Below are 17,740 nucleotides of genomic sequence, written 5' to 3'. Positions count from 1 at the left end.
GCATCGCTCCAGTGTGCTTCTTCTGCGGCAGGATAGGTTTCAACCGTCGGGGTTGGCATATCAGATATCGGTATGGTGTGAATATCGTCCGTCTCAAAACCGTCGTCATGATTAGGTGTCAGTTGCCACTCTGGCTCGCCCTCTTCATTCGGCGTCCAGGTAATATGCGGGCCGTTTTCCTCCAGCGCAACGGAGTAGCTGTTGGTCTTTTCATCCAGTCCGACATAACGTACCGGAATGCGGGTGTCATCCATGTGATACGCGCGAACCTGCGGGTAAGATTCGCCCGGTGCCGGGTCGGTCAGGCGGATGCGGATCCGGCTTTGCACGCTTTCCAGGTTGTGCAGTTCTTCTTCGGTGTGCTGGGTGTCATCATCGTGCCAAATTTTACGCTGCATCATCAGCACTGAGGTAATCCCGCCGGAGGTCATCAGCCGATAGTCATCCAGCACACTGTCGAGCTTGCCGGCCAGTCTGGTGAGAGCGTTAGCGGCGTCCTTATTGGCCGAATTGAGTGCCTTGTTGCCAACCGCGCCGCCAGCACTGCTCGCAAGTGCCGCCTGGGTGGCTTGCTGTGCCTGAATAACTGCGATTGGATTGGCATGAGCCGAGCTGAAAAACCACGAGAACGGCCCAAAGTTGGTGATCGGCTCTGGCGATGTACCGGCGTCTGTGCACCCTTGCGGGATATCGCAGGATTTGGCAAACACCGGCGCTACCACCGACTTGATACGCACGACAGGAATGTCTGCCGCCAGCCCGCTGGGATACATCGGAATGATGCTGGTGTCTTCAATGCACGAACCGTCGTAGTGATAGCAAGTGTTGAGCGGCTGATTAACATCGGCTGGCGGCACCGGCGGCCGTTCTCTGACCGACTCGGAGGCAGCCACAGCATCCGGTGATTGCACCGTCAGAATATGCCCCGCCTCCAGCAATAAGGGGTTTTCTTCATAGCCTGGATTCAAATCCAGCAGTTCGCGGGCGGTCAGGCCGTATTGCCGGGCAATATCAGACCATGACTCCCGCTGTCCGGTGGCCGGATCGCGCTGCACCGTATGAGAGCTTGTTAACTCAGTCTGATGCTGCTCATTGTTCTTGTTCTCCCGCACAACAACAGGCTCTTTGATGGCATCCAGCAGCGCACTGAGGTCGATTTTCACGCCGTTTTGTACCAACCAGTCTTCACTCAGATTATCCAGATGCAGGCGGGTGATCCGCTCACGGCGATAGACCAGATACTGATTGTCTGCCTTCTGGCCGCCCCGTTTCCACGGCAGCACAATAGCACTCTGTACGCCATGGTGCAGATCATCGTGAAGCCGGTCGTGGGTTGAATACGTCGCCTGAAATGCCCAGCGCTGATTACCAAGAATCTGGTATTCCTGCACCAGCTTATCGTCACAAAAATGGTAGAAGTAACCCTGTGTGGGGTGGCCCAGACGACCGTCAATTTCCACCGCAGGCATAACAGCCACGAATGCGTCCTGCGCCTGACCGGCTCCTTTGGGATGAACGGTCACCGGCTCAACCGGAGTCACACCCAGCGATGAGCTGGCGCGGATCAGGTACAAATGTTTCGGCTCTTCAACCCTGACCTCTGTGGTGTGGCGATAGCCCTGTTCAATCGGTTTGATTTGCCAGTTTGCCCGCCAGTCTTCTGCTTCGGTGTTGCCTAACGCAAATTCGCAAGTGCTGTGCTGGTGCAATGACTCTGCCGAACAGGACAGATCAAAACTGTACTCGAACTGTGCCACTGGCTCAGGGTCTTCCCCTGCCGGCGGCGAAGGTGCAAGGGTGGAGTAATCCTCAAGGGGCGCATAAGACGCCCTGGGATATCTTTTTTTCACTGAATCGTCATCCGCACTCACAATGCCTCCTTAACAAAAAAGCAGGTATATCAAACATTTTGCGCAAAATTTTACCACCGGGAAGCGGTTGCGGTGTGACGGTTTTTGAGGGTGTTTGTCAGTGGAAATAACAAGTTTCAGGTTGCGAATTGCCGGTTTGGGGTGTGGAAATGAAAGATGTGAATTGGGTTAGTTCAATCACAGGGCAAGCTGCCAAACTCCTTAAAAGTGCTTTGCCATTTGTCCTCTCCGATAAACTTCGGTAGCTTAAAAACTCACCGATACTAAGGTACCCATCATGAATGTCACTTTACTGCAGCGCTGGCTTCTCACCCGGATACCCCTCAGTCGGTAGCATCTCCCCTGCCCGGCTGTGAGTCATGCAGCCGGCCTCCATCTCTCACAGCCTGTTCTCAAACACAAAAGGAAGTGAGCAATGGAAAAACAACTGGCACCCACTCCGGCCCAGTCGATCGACACACAAGGCATTGTTTATGCGCTGATCGGAACAGTATTTTTCTCTTTGAAGCCTGTGCTGATCAAAATCGCCTATCAGCTTGGCGGTGATGCTGTCACCATCATGAGCCTCAGAGCAGCCAGCTCTCTTCCTTTCTATCTGCTGATACTTGGCTGGCTGCTCCGCGATGCCGGGCAGCGACACAAGACCCTGCGTTATGGCTGGCAGGCCATGCTGATTGGGATTTTAGGCTATTACTTTGCTTCGCTGTTCGATATTCTGGCGCTGGAGAGCATTTCCGCTCAGCTTGAGCGGTTACTGTTATTTATGTTTCCGTCTTTTGTGGTTCTGATCAGCGTGCTGATTTTAAAAGAAACGCCGAAAGCGGGGACTTTCCTTTCCATCCTGCTGGGGTATCTGGGTATTGCGCTGATAGTCGCGCATGACATTCAGCATCTGGGCGATGATATCTGGCTCGGCAGCCTGTACGCCCTTGTGTCAGCCATGATTTTTGCCACTTATCTGGTGCTGAGCAAACGGGTGATCAGTCAGCTCGGCAGCCAGTTATTTACCAGCCTCGGCATGACCAGTGCCGGGATTGTCATTCTGCTGCATTTTCAGTGGTCAGGGGCGCAGCTGAGCACTATCTCACTGGATTTGGCCTTGCTGGGCATTGCTCTGGGATTTTTCTGCACTGTCTTGCCGTCCTATCTGATTGCAGCCGCGATGGCACGCCTGACCCCATCCGCCGTCAGCCTGACCAGCAATATCGGCCCGGCCATGACGGCAGTCTTTGCGATCAGCCTACTGGATGAGTCATTTACCATGTATCACCTCATCGGGATAACGCTGGTTGTGTTTGCTGTGATTCAGGTCAACCGCAAGCCCAGGGCTGATCCAACACAACTGACATCATCAGCCGAAGAGAGTCCGAGCGGGCAGGACAAAGCCACCTCGCCTGCCAAGACCCAAACGGAAGCATAAAAAAACCGCCTTGCGGCGGTTTTTCATTATTTCTCTTTTTTGGCGTTTTTACGCTTATCGGTAATGAGCCATTTCCCGGCATCATAGAGTGCGGTATAACCGGTTGGTTTACCGTCTACTTCTGAACGGACATAGTTCTCTTTGGTCTTGCGACTAAAGCGAACCACTGTCTTCAGGCCGTCCGGATCTTCGGTCGGCGCCTCAGTCAGATAATGGAACTTAGGTGACAACCTGTCCTTAAAGCGAACCAGTTCTTCCACCAGAGGTGCACGGGTCTCACGGGATTTAGGGAAGGTGCTGGCCGCCAGGAACAGACCTGATGCACCATCACGCAACACAAAATACGCATCCGGATCCTGAGTACAAGGCAGCTCAGGCAAAAGAACCGGATCCTCTTTCGGCGGCGCTACCTCACCGTTTTTCAGAATTTTCCGCGTGTTCTTACAGGCTTCATTGGTACAGCCCATGTATTTGCCGAAACGACCATTTTTCAGTTCCATGTCTGAGCCGCACTTATCGCACTCAACCACAGGACCTTCATAGCCTTTCAGTTTGAACTCACCTTTTTCAACCTCAAAACCATCACAGCCCGGGTTATTACCACACACATGCAGTTTACGGCTCTGGTCGATGAGATAGGCATCCATCGCGGTACCGCACTTAGGACAACGTTTCTTCGCCCGTAAAGCGGCGGTTTCCACGTCCTCTTCCAGCACGTTCACCACGCCTTCTTCATCACCCAGGTTAATGGTGGTCTTACAGCGCTCTTTCGGAGGCAGCGCATAACCCGAGCAACCCAGGAACACCCCGGTAGAGGCGGTACGGATACCCATAGGACGGGAGCAGGTCGGACACTCAATATCGGTCAGAACGATTTTGTTCGGCTTCATTCCGCCTTCATCTTCATCCTGCTCGGCTTTGACCAGTTCATCGGTAAAATCACTGAAGAATTTGTCGAGCACCGATTTCCAGTTTGCCTGTCCTTCTGCAATCTTATCCAGATTGCCTTCCATGCGGGCGGTGAAATCGTAGTCCATCAGATCTGAAAAGCTGTCTTCCAAACGGTCAGAGACGATTTCACCCATTTTTTCCGCATAGAATCGACGCTGATCCACTTTGACATAGCCGCGATCCTGAATAGTAGAAATGATCGAAGCATAAGTCGAAGGACGGCCAATACCGCGCTTTTCCAACTCTTTAACCAGTGCCGCTTCTGTGAAGCGCGCCGGCGGTTTAGTGAAGTGCTGCTTGGGTTCTAAATTGTCCAGCGTCAGTACATCACCCACCTGAACGGTCGGCAGTGTGGTGTCTTCATTCTTGCCTGACGGACGCTGCACTTTGGTCCAACCGGCAAAACGTAATGTCCGGCCTTTGGCTTTCAGCGTGAAGTTATCGGCCTGCACGGTAATGGTACTGGAGTCATACTGCGCCGCTGTCATCTGACAAGCCACAAACTGGCGCCAGATCAGGTCATACAGTTTGACGGCATCCTGATCCATGCCTTCCAGATCAGCTGGCTGGGTATCAACACTTGATGGACGAATCGCTTCGTGCGCTTCTTGTGCATTGCCCTTGCTGCCGTATACCACAGGATTGGCAGGCAGGTAATTTTCACCATATTCAGAGGCAATATAGCCACGCACGGCCTCAACCGCTTCTTTGGACAAGTTGGTCGAATCCGTACGCATATAGGTAATGTAACCTGCTTCGTACAGACGCTGAGCCAGGCCCATAGTGCGTTTTACGCCGTAACCCAGACGGGTACTGGCCGCTTGTTGCAGCGTTGATGTGATGTATGGTGCTGAAGGTTTGCTGCTGGTCGGTTTATCTTCACGTTCAACGACTTGATAAGCCGCTTTTTCCAGCAAAGAAACCGCTGCATCTGTGTCCGCTTTATTGACCGGACGAAATGCTTTGCCCGCCTGCTGAGCCACCATGAGACGCAATGCGTCTTTGCCGCCGGTTACCGTATTGGCGTGAATATCCCAGAACTCTTCCGGTACAAATGCTTTGATTTCACGCTCACGCTCAACGATCAGCTTTACCGCTACCGACTGAACACGACCGGCAGACAAGCCCCGGGCAACTTTTTTCCACAGCAAAGGGGAAACCATGAAGCCAACAACACGATCAAGGAAACGGCGTGCCTGCTGCGCATTCACACCATCAATATTCAGTTCACCCGGATGTTCGAAAGCCTGCTGAATCGCATTTTTGGTAATTTCATTAAAAACAACACGTTTATAGCGTTCTTCATCACCACCGATGAGCTCACGAAGGTGCCACGCAATAGCTTCTCCCTCGCGATCCAAATCGGTTGCCAGATAGACATAATCTGCATTTTCAGCCAGCTTTTGCAATTCCTGGACGACTTTCTCTTTTCCGGGCAGCACAGCATAATGCGCTTCCCAATCTTTATATGGGTTGACACCCATTTTATTGATCAGCGCAGTAAGCTCTTTTTCTTTTTTGATCTGTGCTTTCTCTTCAACGCTCAGACCTTTCGTGGACGATGCAGTCGCTTTTTTACCCGTACTGCTACCACCAGTAGAGAGGTCTCCAACATGACCAACGCTGGACTTTACGATGAAATCCTTACCAAGGTACTTATTAATCGTTTTTGCCTTGGCCGGGGACTCCACAATAACAAGAGATTTACCCATATGACTCTATTACGTCCTCGTGCTCGCGAAATTTTCAAATAAAAACATATAGTTGCACGCTAAAAGTGACAGTGTATGCACGGCAACGCTATTACAATATTGGGCTACTATACAAGAAGGTCAACCTGTTTTTAAGAAATTCAGGCTAATTGCTCGACCCTTCTGCATATGTAAACACTGTGTTAAGTGCCGCTGTATTATCCAATCAGCGCCCACTTTTCATCTCTCTGAGTCAGTATTCTGACAGGGCGCAGATCATTACCACCTCGACGGAACTTTGACTATTTTCAGCCCTGTTTATTTGTGTCAGCTCACAGAAATATTCGTTTTCTTACTACAAAACGACTCAGTGTGATTATTTTACAACCAATAAAACGATTTAAAGGCGTAATATTCACTCACATTATTTAATACGGCGGACGGCATGCCAAAAATATAAAAACATTCATCTGTCGTTATTACTTCAGCCAGAAAGAGATAACCCGCCTGCTGGCGGGTTATCTCTTTGCTATTTACATAATCGGCCGCTGTCCCCGGCTGATCCATTTCAGCAGCAAACTGTCGGCGGCTTCACTGCCCGCGCCGGCCAGACGCTCTGCCAGTTTCTTGCGCTGAACATAATGCACCTGCAAGACTTCGCGGTCTTTACACGCCTTCATAATAAAGTCGTCACTGGTCCCGATACTGTCGACCAGACCAAGCGTAATCGCTTGCTTACCGAACCAGTGCTCTCCGGTAGCAACGGTTTCCAGATCCAGAGACGGACGATGTTCTGCAATAAAATCCTTAAACAAACCATGGGTTGCTTCAATTTCACTTTGAAACTTCTCACGTGCCTTATCCGTGTTTTCACCAAACATAGTCAGGGTACGTTTAAACTCACCAGCTGTGATTTGTTCGAACTCAATATCATTCTTTTTCAATACCTTGCTGAAATTTGGCAACTGGGCAATCACACCAATTGATCCCACTACAGCAAACGGCGCAGAGATAATCTGATCAGCCACACAGGCCATCATATAGCCGCCACTGGCAGCCACTTTATCGACCGCGATGGTCAGTTTAATATCTGCCTGTTTCAGGCGATCAAGCTGCGAAGATGCCAGGCCATAGCCATGCACCATACCGCCGCCGGTTTCCAGACGCAGAAGAACTTCATCGCCGTCAGCAGCCACGGCCAGAATAGCCGAAATTTCTTCGCGTAATCCGGCCACTTCTTTGGCATCAATACTGCCGTGAAAGTCCAGCACAAACAGTCGTGGTTCACGGGTCACTGACAACTCGCCCGATTTCGCCGCGGCTTTAATTTCACTTTGGCGGGCTTTGCCTTTTTCTTTCTCGGCTTTCTTTTCCGCCTTCTCCCTGGCTTTGAGCAAAGGTTTATCGAACAGGTGAGATTCTAAATGATGAACGGTTTCTTTATAGCGTTCAGACAAATCGGTAATTTCCAACGACCCTTTTCGCGTCCCCTGGCGACCACCTACGCTTTTTACAATGACCAAAATACTGACGACAGCAACCACGACAGTGATTATCTTGGCCAGAAAAAGTCCGTAATCAAACAAAAAATCCAAGCGTATTTCCTCATGTTCTGGTTTTACCTGATTGTAATACCAATCCAATCAAGCCTCTAGGCTTGTTAACGATTCAGGTTTACATTTTGCGCTTTCCAGAGTGATTAATCGCCTGACAGGCACCCGGCACTCGAAAAACACACCATACTGGCAGTTAACCGTCTTAGCAACCTGCTGTTTTTCATTACCGATCTATCTTGCTGGCTTGTCACCCTGAGCGTGAAGCGCCTACAATAGCGGCACAAAGAAATGCCTTACCAAGAAGGAAAGCAAGTGAATTATCAAACTGCCGCTGACTCACTCAAAGACCGTGTCATTCTGGTGACAGGTGCCGGTGACGGTATCGGCCGCCAGGCCGCTATCAGCTACGCAGCTCACGGTGCGACCGTCATTCTGCTGGGCCGCACGGTTGCCAAGCTGGAAGCCGTATACGATGAAATCGAGGCGTTGGGTTATCCGCAGCCGGCAATCATCCCGCTGGACATGAAAGGCGCTTCAAAACAGAACTATCTGGATATGACAGACACCATTAATGATCAGTTTGGTCGCCTTGACGGTGTGCTGCATAACGCAAGCCTGCTTGGTGTGCTCAGTCCTTTTGACCAGTTGGGTGAAGACACATTTGACGAAGTGATGCAGGTCAATGTCAAAGCACAATTCCTGCTCACTCAGGCGATTATGCCTTTGATTAAGAAATCCGAAGACGGCCGTATCATTTTCACCTCCTCCACCGTCGGCCATGATGGCCGGGCTTTTTGGGGTGCGTATGCTATTTCGAAATTTGCTACCGAAGGCATGATGCAGGTAGTGGCTGACGAGCTGAGCGACACCCGCGTTCGGGTGAATGCGATTAACCCGGGCGGCACACGCACAGGCATGCGTGCCAAGGCCTATCCGGGCGAAAATCCGAAAACGCTGAAAACACCGGCAGACATCATGCCGCTGTACCTTTACCTGATGGGGCCGGAAAGCAAGGATGTCAATGGGCAATGCATTGATGCCCAGCCTAAATAAGCGCCGGAGCGTCTCTGCCCTGAAATGACAGGTACAAAAAAGCCGACCACCATTTACGGGTCGGCTTTTTTACTGTGCGTCACAGCATTCTTGCGAGAACGAGGCTTACTTGCGAGTACGCGGCTTCGCAGGTTTGTTCTTCAGCGGATTCCTGCGATTCGCTGCGTTACCGGCAGGCTTACGCTTGTTACCGGCAGAACGCGCCGTCTCTTCAGCAGGCTGGCTTTGAGGTGCCGGGCGACGATTGTCGCGACGACGACCGCGTGAGTCATCACTAACACGTTCTTCATGACGACGAACGGCACGACGGATCTTACGCACCCCTTTCTTACGCTTCAGACCTTCGACGGTCAGATGCGAACGCGTTTCTTCAGGCAGCTCAACGATTTCACGCAGATAGTTCACTTCCTGCAGCTCAAGCTCCAGCCAGCCACCTCGCGGTAAATCTTTGGTCAGGAAGATGTCGCCATAGCGGACACGCTTGAGTCGGCTCACCGTCACACCCTGCGAATCCCACAGGCGACGAACTTCACGGTTACGGCCTTCGGTAATCACCACATAAAAAGTGTGGTTCATCCCTTCGCCACCGGCGTAAACAACATCTTCAAAACGGGCCATGCCGTCTTCAAGCTGAACACCGTGAACCAGATTTTTCACCATCTGCTCGGTCACTTCACCGAAGACGCGCACCATGTACTCACGCTCTACGCTACGGCTGGGATGCATCAGGCGATTAGCCAGCTCACCATCGGTCGTGAACAGCAGCAAGCCGGATGTATTGGCATCCAAACGACCGACAGATACCCAACGGCCTTCGCTCAGTCGTGGCAGGCGGTCAAATACCGTTCTGCGTCCTTCCGGATCGTGTCGGGTACACAACTCACCTTCAGGTTTGTTATAAGCAAGCACACGGCACACTTCTTCAGAAGGCTTGACCAGGTCTACTTTGTGACCATCAATACGCACAAGTACGTCCAGGTTATCCAGACGATCACCCAAGTGGGCAACTTTGCCATCAATACTGACACGCCCTTCCTGGATCATCAGTTCCACTTCACGTCGTGAACCCTGGCCGGAACGCGCAAGTACCTTCTGTAATTTTTCACTCATCAGACAAACCTTTGTCGCCTTCACAGGCGTCGAAACATTCTAAAAATCATCGTTCTGTTACTGACGTTTTGTACGCCAGTAACACAAGATACCCGCCGTTTGCACCCTTGTGCTGAAACGGCGTCCACCCTATTCAAAGCAGCCGTGAATTATGCCAAATACTGTCGCCTGATACCATATAAAAAGAAGGGAAAAGACGATTCTTTCATCGCCTGAATCCCTTCCCTTCTGACTGAGCCGCGTTTATTCAAACGGGTTGGTATCACCGGCACCGTAACGCACAATCTCAACGCTGTCGTTACTGAAATCCACCACAGTCGTTGGCTCTTCCCCGATGACCCCGCCATGGATGATCAAGTCGACGGCGTGGTCGAGCGCATTGTGAATGTCCTCAGGATCCGATTCAGCTGTGTCTTTGCCCGGCAGAATCAAGCTGGTGGACATCATAGGTTCCCCCAGCGCATCCAGCAATGCCAGCGCAATCTCGTTGTTCGGTACCCGGATTCCAATCGTTTTACGCTTCGGATTCATCAGGCGGCGGGGCACTTCTTTTGTCCCTTTGAAAATGAAGGTATAGGCACCCGGCGTGTTGTTACGCAACAATCTGAACGCGTCATTTTCGACGCGGGCATATAGCGACAGCTCAGACAAATCACGGCACAACAGGGTAAAATTATGCTTTTCGTCAAGCTTACGGATCCGACAGATACGTTCCAGCGCCTGCTTATTGGCCAGCTGACAGCCCAGCGCATAGCCTGAGTCGGTTGGATAAACGATAACGCCACCGTTGCGAACAATAGCCACGGCCTGGCTGATCAGCCTTGCCTGCGGGTTTTCCGGGTGAACATAAAAAATTTGACTCATCACTCCTCCAGACCTGCGCTTACTCAGGGCGCAGGTTTACAACATTCTATTCCATGCCCCAGTCCTGCCAGACAGGCACTGACGCTTTGGGTAACCAAAGATTGCGTCCCAACTCGGTCCAGGGTGACGGATAGTGAAAATCCGACCCCTGAGATGATAACAGGCCAAATTGTTCAGCGTACTCCGCCAGGGTGCGGCGCTCATTCTGTGCCTGCTGCGGCTGAGCCACTTCAATGGCATCTCCCGTTGCTGCCACAAAATCGGTGAGCAAACGCTTCAGCCATTTCGCCGTCATGTCATACCGGCCCGGGTGGGCCAGTACCGCCTGTCCGCCAGCGGCATGAATGGCCTGGACAGCCTCGGCGATACTGCACCAGTTAGGCGGAACGTAGCCTGTGTTTCCCCGGGTCAGAAATTTCTTGAACACTGCCTGCATTGTTTTGGCGTGCCCTTGTTCTACCAGCCAGCGGGCGAAATGGGCCCGGGTTAAGGTGGCGTCGCCGGCAAGGGCTCTCGCGCCTTCATAAGCGCCGTCTATCTGGCTTTTGGCCAAACGCTCCCCCATTAACACAGCCCGGGCGGTTCGTCTCTCTGCCTGCTGGGCGATTAAAGACACTATGTCGGCATGCGCCGGGTCAATGTTCAGGCCAACAATGTGAATATCAAAATTATTCCAAACTGTCGATATTTCAATGCCTTTGACCAGCTTTAAAGCCAGATTTTGTGCATCTATCGCCTGCTGGGCTAATTCGAGGCCCGCGACAGTATCGTGATCTGTGATCGCGAGAACATCCACACGGAAATCGGTCGCCCGTTTCACCAGCTCTGCTGGCGTAAGCCGACCGTCCGAGGCCGTGGTATGACTGTGAAGATCAAACAACATAAAAATAAAGTCTTGACATAATATTCATGAACTAGTTTACTAGTACGGAGTTACTCGATGAACAATTCATTACTCAGGTTCTGTTTATGTTACAGCAAAAACATCATTCGCTTCGCGCTTTCTTCACTTGGTGGCTGCACAACCTATAGCGGGTCGTGAGATTTGCTGTGCCAATTGCACAGAATCCAGAACCCGCCTTTCGCGGGTTTTTTTATAGCTGAACAATCTAAAACCAATTCCACATCTGGCTAGCAAGGACAACAACATGATTATCGTACTGAAACCAACAGCCACCGAGAGCCAAGCAAAAGACATCCTGAAACGTATTGAAGATGCCGGCCTCAAACCTCTTTATATGCCAGGTGTGGAGCGCATTGTGCTGGGTGCATTGGGTGACGAGCGGGTGCTGCAGAAACTGAATCTGGATGCCAATCCTTGCGTGGAGAACATCAAACCGATACTGACCAAATACAAAATGGTCAGCCGTGAAGTGCAGGCACACGATACTGTGGTTCGCTTCGGCAATGCGTCGGTAGGCGGCAATCAATTTGCCGTGATTGCCGGCCCTTGCTCGGTGGAATCCGAACAGCAGCTGCTGTCTGTGGCCGAAGTGGTCAAACAGCATGGCGCGGTGGCACTGCGGGGCGGCGCTTACAAACCGCGCACCAGCCCTTATGACTTTCAGGGCATGGGCGTTGAAGGACTGAAGCTGCTCAAGCAAGCCAGCGAGATGCTGAACATGCCCACTGTGTCTGAAGTGATGGAAGTGAGCCAGATGGAGACCATGTGTGAATACATCGACTGTCTGCAAATCGGTGCCCGTAACATGCAAAACTATGCTTTGCTTAAAGCAGTGGGTGAGAGCAAAAAGCCTGTTCTGCTAAAGCGCGGCCTGTCTGCCACTATCGAAGAATTGCTGCTGGCGGCGGAATATATCTATGATGCCGGCAACCCGAACATCATCCTGTGCGAGCGTGGTATCCGCACATTCGAAACCGCTACCCGCAATACACTGGATCTCAATGCCGTTGCCTTCCTGAAGCAGAAAACCCATCTGCCCGTTGTTGTTGACCCGAGCCATGGTACGGGTGTCCGTGAGCTGGTGATTCCCTTATCCCGTGCGGCGGCCGCAGTCGGTGCCGACGGTATCATAGTTGAATCTCACCTCAACCCGGGCGAAGCACTGTCTGACGGCCATCAGGCGCTGACCGGCCCCATGTTCCAGCAACTGATGCAGGAACTGAAACCCTTTGTAGAAGCTGCAGGTAAAACACTATGAAAACAACGCCTTTAGCTGTCGGAGAACTGGACGTTCTGAATCTGGACGTGCCTTATGTCTCAGAGCCCACCGAACTGTATTATTCGATCTGCGGCGACCGTCCCCACAATCTGTTACTGGAATCGGCAGAAATCGACTCTAAAGAAGATCTGAAAAGCCTGATGCTGATTGATGCCGCCGTTCGCATTGTCTGCCGCGGCCGCGAAGTACGCCTGGAAGCCTTAACCAGCAATGGTCAGAATGTGCTGCAGGCCGTGAAAAATCAGATCCCGGCCGATGTTGACCTGGCCGTGGACAACAACACCCTGATACTGACATTTAAGGAAAGTGGCCGTGCGCTGGATGAAGACAGCCGGCTGCGTCAGTCATCACCTTTTGATGCACTGCGCCTGATCCAGCACATTTTCCACCAGCCCGCACAGTCTCGCGAAGCGCTGTTTCTGGGCGGTCTGTTTGCCTACGATCTGGTCGCCAGCTTCGAGCCGCTGCCTGACGCAGAGCAGGGCAACCGCTGTCCGGATTACCTGTTTTACGTGGCAGAAACCCTGCTGGTTATCGACCACCAGCGCCGTAAAGGCAAGCTTCAGGCGACCTTGTTCGGCGGCGACAACTACACGGCGAGCTATTTCGAATTGAGCCGCCGGCTGCAGCAAATCAAAGAAATCTGCCTCAAACCGGTTGCCCTGCCACCGGCCGAGATATTGGAGCAGTGCGAACCCAGCGTCAGCATCAGCGATGCCGACTTCTGTGCCACCGTTGAGCAATTAAAGCAATTTGTGGTACGGGGTGATGTTTTTCAGGTGGTGCCATCCCGTCAGTTCACTCTGCCCTGCCCGTCACCGCTGAACGCCTATAAAGCCCTGAAGATTGGCAACCCAAGCCCTTACATGTTCTACCTGAAAGATGCCGATTTCACTTTGTTTGGTGCTTCTCCAGAGAGCGCACTGAAATATTGCACCGACAGCAATCAGGTCGAAATCTACCCCATTGCCGGGACCCGTCCACGCGGTAAAAAACCGGACGGCAGTATCGATCTGGATCTGGATGGCCGTATCGAACTGGAACTGCGCTGCGATAAAAAAGAAAACGCCGAGCACATGATGCTGGTCGATCTGGCCCGAAATGATGTGGCCCGAATCAGCCAGCCAGGTACGCGTTATGTGGCCGATCTGCTGCAGGTTGACCGTTACAGCCATGTGATGCACCTGGTTTCCCGTGTGGTTGGCCAGTTGCGCGATGATCTTGATGCCCTGCACGCCTACCAGGCCTGCATGAACATGGGCACCCTGACCGGGGCACCGAAAATCCGCGCCATGCAGCTCATCCGCGATGTCGAACAACAACGTCGCGGCAGCTATGGCGGCGCGGTCGGGTACCTGACCGGGCAAGGTGATATGGATACCTGTATCGTCATTCGTTCGGCTTATGTGGAAGACGGCGTTGCAACCGTTCAGGCCGGTGCCGGTGTGGTGTATGACTCCGTGCCCCAGGCCGAAGCGGACGAAACCCGCAGCAAAGCGCAGGCCGTGATCACCGCCATTCGTCACGCACACAGTGTGCAATAAGGAGCCGACCATGAACAAACACATCGACATCGTTCTGCTGGATAACTTCGACTCCTTTACCTACAACCTGGTCGACCAGTTTCGCGCCATGGGTTATCCGGTCACGATTTTTCGCAACAGCCTGAGCGCAGAGCAGGTTGAGCAGGCTCTGGCAGAGAAACAAAATCCGGTGCTGGTTTTGTCACCGGGTCCGGGTGCGCCTGCCGAGGCTGGCTGTATGCCGGCACTGATCAAGCGGGTGGCTGGTAAGATCCCCATGATAGGTATCTGTCTGGGTCATCAGGCCATTGTTGAAGCCTATGGCGGCAAAGTAGAAGGGGCGGGTGACATAGTCCATGGTAAGGCCGCGCAGATGACCCATAACCGGCACGCCGTCTTTGGCCAGTTATCCAGCCCGCTGACCATCGCCCGCTACCACTCGCTGGTAGCCACTCAGGTGCCGGACGCGCTCAGGGTCGTGGCTGAGGTCGATGGCCTGGTGATGGCTGTCACCCATGAGAAAGATAAAGTCTGCGGATTTCAGTTCCATCCGGAATCCATTCTGACTGCGCAAGGGGCGCAACTGCTGGCAAACACCCTCGACTGGGTCTCGGGCCAATCCGCCACTGTGACTGAATTTTAAAGCTAAGGGAGAGCCCAGATGAACAGCGCTATTTATCCGATTACCGACAAATTATACGATCAGCAAACGCTGACCAAAGACGAAAGCCGCACATTATTCGATGCCATTATCAAAGGTGACGTGGAGCCCGCTCTGCTGGCTGCCATTCTGACCGCGCTGAAAATCAAAGGCGAAACGCCTGACGAGATCGCCGGCGCCGCCACGGCCTTACTGGAAAATGCAGCGCCTTTCCCGCGCCCGGACTACGACTTTGCCGATATTGTCGGCACAGGCGGTGACGGTGCCGACACCATCAATATTTCCACCACCTCGGCCTTTGTCGCCGCCGCCTGCGGCGTAAAAATCGCCAAGCACGGTAACCGCGGCGTCTCCAGCAAGTCAGGTTCTTCAGACCTGCTGGACAAATTTGGCATTAATCTGGCGATGTCAGCCCAAGACGCCCGTGCCGCGCTCGATGAGCAAGGTGTCTGTTTCCTGTTTGCACCTCAGTACCACAGCGGTGTGCGTCATGCGATGCCCGCCCGTCAGGCCATGAAGACCCGCACTATCTTTAACCTGCTTGGTCCGCTGATTAACCCTGCCCGACCGAGCATTGAGCTGATGGGCGTGTACGATGCCGCTCTGGTTCGCCCGATTGCAGAAACCATGATTGCGCTGGGGATGAAACGCGCCGCCGTGGTCCACGGCAGCGGTCTGGATGAAGTGGCCATTCACGGCCCGACTCTGGTTGCCGAAATCATCAATGGCGATATTCGCGAATATACAGTGACACCGGAAGATTTTGGCTTGCAAACCCATGCATTAGATGCGATTAAAGGGGGCGAACCGGAAGAAAACCGTGCCATTATCACCAACATACTGACGGGCAAAGGCACGGAAGCACAGCAAAGTGCTGTGGCCGTCAATGTCGCTCTGCTGCTTCGTCTGTTTGGTCAGGAAGATTTGAAAGCCAATGCTCAGCAAGCGATGGAAGTCATGCAATCCGGCAAAGCCTACCAACTGGTAGCGCAACTGGCCGCACGAGGTTAATCATGGAAACTGTACTCGCCAAAATCGTCGCTGATAAGAAAATCTGGGTTGAAGCCCGTAAGGCAGTCCAACCGCTGGACAGCTTCATTGCCGATGTCACCCCCAGCGACCGGGACTTTTATCAGGCCCTGCAAAGCGAAAACGCGGTATTCATTCTTGAATGCAAAAAGGCGTCGCCGTCTAAAGGGCTGATCAGGGAAGATTTCGATCTGGATCATATTGCTCAGGTCTACAGCCGTTACGCCAATGCAATTTCCGTACTGACAGATGAAAAGTATTTCCAGGGCAACTTTGATTTTCTGCCGCAAGTCCGTCAGCACGTGACCCAGCCCGTATTGTGCAAAGATTTTATGATAGACCCGTATCAGGTCTATCTGGCCCGCTATTATCAGGCCGATGCCATTTTACTGATGCTGTCTGTCCTGAACGACGAGCAATACCGTGAACTGGCCGCCCTGGCCGACACACTGAACCTGGGCGTGCTGACCGAAGTCAGTAACGAAGAAGAACTGGAACGTGCTATTGCCCTGCAAGCCAAAGTGGTCGGGATTAACAACCGTAACCTGCGCGATCTCAGTATTGACCTGAACCGGACCAAAGCGCTGGCTCCGCGTCTGCCGGCAGGTACGCTGGTGATTTCAGAATCCGGCATTTACACCAACCAGCAAATTCGGGATTTATCAGACTACGCCAATGGCTTTCTGATCGGCAGTTCGCTAATGAGTGAAGAGAATCTGGAAATGGCCGTACGCACTGTGCTGCTGGGCGAACATAAAGTCTGCGGACTGACCCACCCTGATGATGCTTGTGCGGCTTACCAGAGCGGTGCGGTTTATGGCGGGCTGATTTTCGTCGAAGGTTCACCAAGAGCCGTCGACGCTGAGCTTGCTCGTCTGGTGATGAGTGGTGCGCCGCTGAAATACGTCGGCGTATTTCGCAATGCCGATGTCAATGCTGTAGCCAAACACGCTAAAGCTCTGAAACTGGCGGCCGTTCAGTTGCACGGCAACGAATCCTCTGATTATATTTCAGCGCTGAAAGCGCTATTACCCGCAGACTGTGAAGTCTGGAAAGCCCATGGTGTCAGTGATGCCCTGCCCGACCTCACGGCCTGGCCGGCAGACCGGCACCTGCTGGATACTCAGGTCGGTAACCAGAGCGGCGGGACAGGTCAGTCATTTGACTGGTCGCTGCTGGAGAACTGCCAGGAGAAAAGCCGCATTATGCTGGCTGGCGGGCTGAACCCGGACAATGCCAAAGACGCCGCCAGCAAAGGCTGTCGTGGCCTTGATTTTAACTCAGGCGTGGAAAGCGAGCCCGGCAAAAAAGACAGACAAAAATTACTCTCGGTATTCAAGGCAGTGAAGCCTTAATCAGGTTAGCGAACAGCTTGCGGCTTCCGCACTGACACAGATGACAAGAATAGGACAGCAGACACATGAGTAAACTCGACCCGTATTTTGGTGAATTTGGCGGCCAGTTTGTGCCCCAGATTCTGGTTCCGGCCCTGGACCAGCTGGAAGACGCATTTATTGAGGCGCAGCAAGACCCGGCTTTTGAAAAAGAATTTATCGGCTTACTGAAAGACTATGCCGGCCGCCCAACGGCACTGACCTTGTGTCAGAATTTAACCAAAGGCACCAACACTAAGCTGTACCTCAAACGCGAAGATCTGCTCCATGGCGGCGCGCACAAAACCAATCAGGTTCTGGGCCAGGCCCTGCTGGCCAAACGCATGGGTAAAAGTGAGATCATCGCCGAAACCGGTGCCGGCCAGCATGGTGTTGCCACTGCCCTGGCCTGCGCCCTGCTGGGCCTGATGCTCGGCACACTGAATAAAGTCTGG

The 17,740-nt window shown here is 52.7% G+C and carries 14 protein-coding genes; 8 read left to right on the top strand and 6 right to left on the bottom strand.

The features are described from left to right. Positions 1-1,871 (bottom strand): S-type pyocin domain-containing protein (locus P0Y67_RS20285; RefSeq protein ID WP_342393307.1); only part of this gene is annotated, 1,871 nt, incomplete at its 3' end. A gap of 415 nt (positions 1,872-2,286) precedes the next feature. Here P0Y67_RS20285 and P0Y67_RS20280 point away from each other — a divergent pair. Beyond that, positions 2,287-3,291: a DMT family transporter gene (locus P0Y67_RS20280; protein WP_342393306.1), complete on the top strand. Its 1,005-nt coding sequence runs from the start codon at positions 2,287-2,289 to the stop codon at positions 3,289-3,291. 26 nt (positions 3,292-3,317) lie between these two features. Here the strand turns inward: P0Y67_RS20280 and topA are convergent, their stop codons facing one another. Together topA and sohB are read right to left on the bottom strand one after the other, a co-directional pair. After that, positions 3,318-5,954, bottom strand: a complete 2,637-nt coding sequence (gene topA, locus P0Y67_RS20275; protein ID WP_342393305.1) for a type I DNA topoisomerase — start codon at positions 5,952-5,954, stop codon at positions 3,318-3,320. Positions 5,955-6,466: 512 nt separating this feature from the next. Further along, a complete protein-coding gene (gene sohB / locus P0Y67_RS20270; RefSeq protein ID WP_342393304.1) occupies positions 6,467-7,528 on the bottom strand; it encodes a protease SohB in 1,062 nt (353 codons plus the stop codon). Positions 7,529-7,801: 273 nt separating this feature from the next. Here sohB and P0Y67_RS20265 point away from each other — a divergent pair, with 273 nt between their 5' ends. Continuing rightward, positions 7,802-8,542, top strand: a complete 741-nt coding sequence (locus tag P0Y67_RS20265; RefSeq protein ID WP_342393303.1) for a YciK family oxidoreductase — start codon at positions 7,802-7,804, stop codon at positions 8,540-8,542. A gap of 105 nt (positions 8,543-8,647) precedes the next feature. On the opposite strand, the gene rluB is transcribed toward P0Y67_RS20265, so the two are convergent. The 3 genes from rluB to rnm form a co-directional block, all read right to left on the bottom strand. Beyond that, the gene (gene rluB, locus P0Y67_RS20260) at positions 8,648-9,652 is read right to left on the bottom strand and encodes a 23S rRNA pseudouridine(2605) synthase RluB (RefSeq protein WP_342393302.1); all 1,005 of its coding nucleotides are present in this window, start codon (positions 9,650-9,652) and stop codon (positions 8,648-8,650) included. Between the two features lie 243 nt (positions 9,653-9,895). Continuing rightward, positions 9,896-10,516 (bottom strand): L-threonylcarbamoyladenylate synthase, encoded by a 621-nt coding sequence (locus P0Y67_RS20255; RefSeq protein WP_337113850.1) that lies wholly within the window; start codon positions 10,514-10,516, stop codon positions 9,896-9,898. Positions 10,517-10,562: 46 nt separating this feature from the next. Further along, the gene (gene rnm, locus P0Y67_RS20250) at positions 10,563-11,399 is read right to left on the bottom strand and encodes an RNase RNM (protein ID WP_342393301.1); all 837 of its coding nucleotides are present in this window, start codon (positions 11,397-11,399) and stop codon (positions 10,563-10,565) included. A gap of 265 nt (positions 11,400-11,664) precedes the next feature. Between rnm and P0Y67_RS20245 the strand changes: the two genes are divergently transcribed. The 6 genes from P0Y67_RS20245 to P0Y67_RS20220 form a co-directional block, all read left to right on the top strand. After that, complete coding sequence (locus tag P0Y67_RS20245; protein WP_342393300.1) at positions 11,665-12,678, top strand: bifunctional 3-deoxy-7-phosphoheptulonate synthase/chorismate mutase; 1,014 nt, start codon at positions 11,665-11,667, stop codon at positions 12,676-12,678. After that, on the top strand, positions 12,675-14,243 hold the full coding sequence (locus P0Y67_RS20240; RefSeq protein WP_342393299.1) for an anthranilate synthase component 1: 1,569 nt from the start codon (positions 12,675-12,677) through the stop codon (positions 14,241-14,243). The genes P0Y67_RS20245 and P0Y67_RS20240 overlap by 4 nt, the downstream gene beginning before the upstream one ends. Positions 14,244-14,253: 10 nt before the next feature. Continuing rightward, positions 14,254-14,865 (top strand): aminodeoxychorismate/anthranilate synthase component II, encoded by a 612-nt coding sequence (locus P0Y67_RS20235; protein ID WP_027253399.1) that lies wholly within the window; start codon positions 14,254-14,256, stop codon positions 14,863-14,865. An 18-nt stretch (positions 14,866-14,883) separates the two neighbouring features. Beyond that, positions 14,884-15,894: an anthranilate phosphoribosyltransferase gene (gene trpD, locus P0Y67_RS20230; RefSeq protein ID WP_370643629.1), complete on the top strand. Its 1,011-nt coding sequence runs from the start codon at positions 14,884-14,886 to the stop codon at positions 15,892-15,894. Positions 15,895-15,896: 2 nt separating this feature from the next. After that, on the top strand, positions 15,897-17,267 hold the full coding sequence (gene trpCF, locus P0Y67_RS20225) for a bifunctional indole-3-glycerol-phosphate synthase TrpC/phosphoribosylanthranilate isomerase TrpF (RefSeq protein ID WP_342393298.1): 1,371 nt from the start codon (positions 15,897-15,899) through the stop codon (positions 17,265-17,267). A gap of 65 nt (positions 17,268-17,332) precedes the next feature. Next, a partial coding sequence (locus tag P0Y67_RS20220; protein WP_342393297.1) for a pyridoxal-phosphate dependent enzyme occupies positions 17,333-17,740 on the top strand: 408 nt, incomplete at its 3' end.

The organism is Photobacterium sp. SP02, assembly GCF_038519165.1.
GTDB lineage: Bacteria > Pseudomonadota > Gammaproteobacteria > Enterobacterales > Vibrionaceae > Photobacterium > Photobacterium halotolerans.
Note: the sequence above shows the minus strand (reverse complement) of the source record. Positions and strands in the feature narration are given on the sequence as shown.

Coding starts and splice junctions, on each gene's coding strand:
- P0Y67_RS20245 (WP_342393300.1), top strand. CDS start 11,665: ATGATTATCGTACTGAAACCAACAGCCACCGAGAGCCAAGCAAAAGAC.
- trpD (WP_370643629.1), top strand. CDS start 14,884: ATGAACAGCGCTATTTATCCGATTACCGACAAATTATACGATCAGCAA.
- rluB (WP_342393302.1), bottom strand. CDS start 9,652: ATGAGTGAAAAATTACAGAAGGTACTTGCGCGTTCCGGCCAGGGTTCA.
- rnm (WP_342393301.1), bottom strand. CDS start 11,399: ATGTTGTTTGATCTTCACAGTCATACCACGGCCTCGGACGGTCGGCTT.
- P0Y67_RS20280 (WP_342393306.1), top strand. CDS start 2,287: ATGGAAAAACAACTGGCACCCACTCCGGCCCAGTCGATCGACACACAA.
- P0Y67_RS20235 (WP_027253399.1), top strand. CDS start 14,254: ATGAACAAACACATCGACATCGTTCTGCTGGATAACTTCGACTCCTTT.
- trpCF (WP_342393298.1), top strand. CDS start 15,897: ATGGAAACTGTACTCGCCAAAATCGTCGCTGATAAGAAAATCTGGGTT.
- P0Y67_RS20255 (WP_337113850.1), bottom strand. CDS start 10,516: ATGAGTCAAATTTTTTATGTTCACCCGGAAAACCCGCAGGCAAGGCTG.
- topA (WP_342393305.1), bottom strand. CDS start 5,954: ATGGGTAAATCTCTTGTTATTGTGGAGTCCCCGGCCAAGGCAAAAACG.
- P0Y67_RS20240 (WP_342393299.1), top strand. CDS start 12,675: ATGAAAACAACGCCTTTAGCTGTCGGAGAACTGGACGTTCTGAATCTG.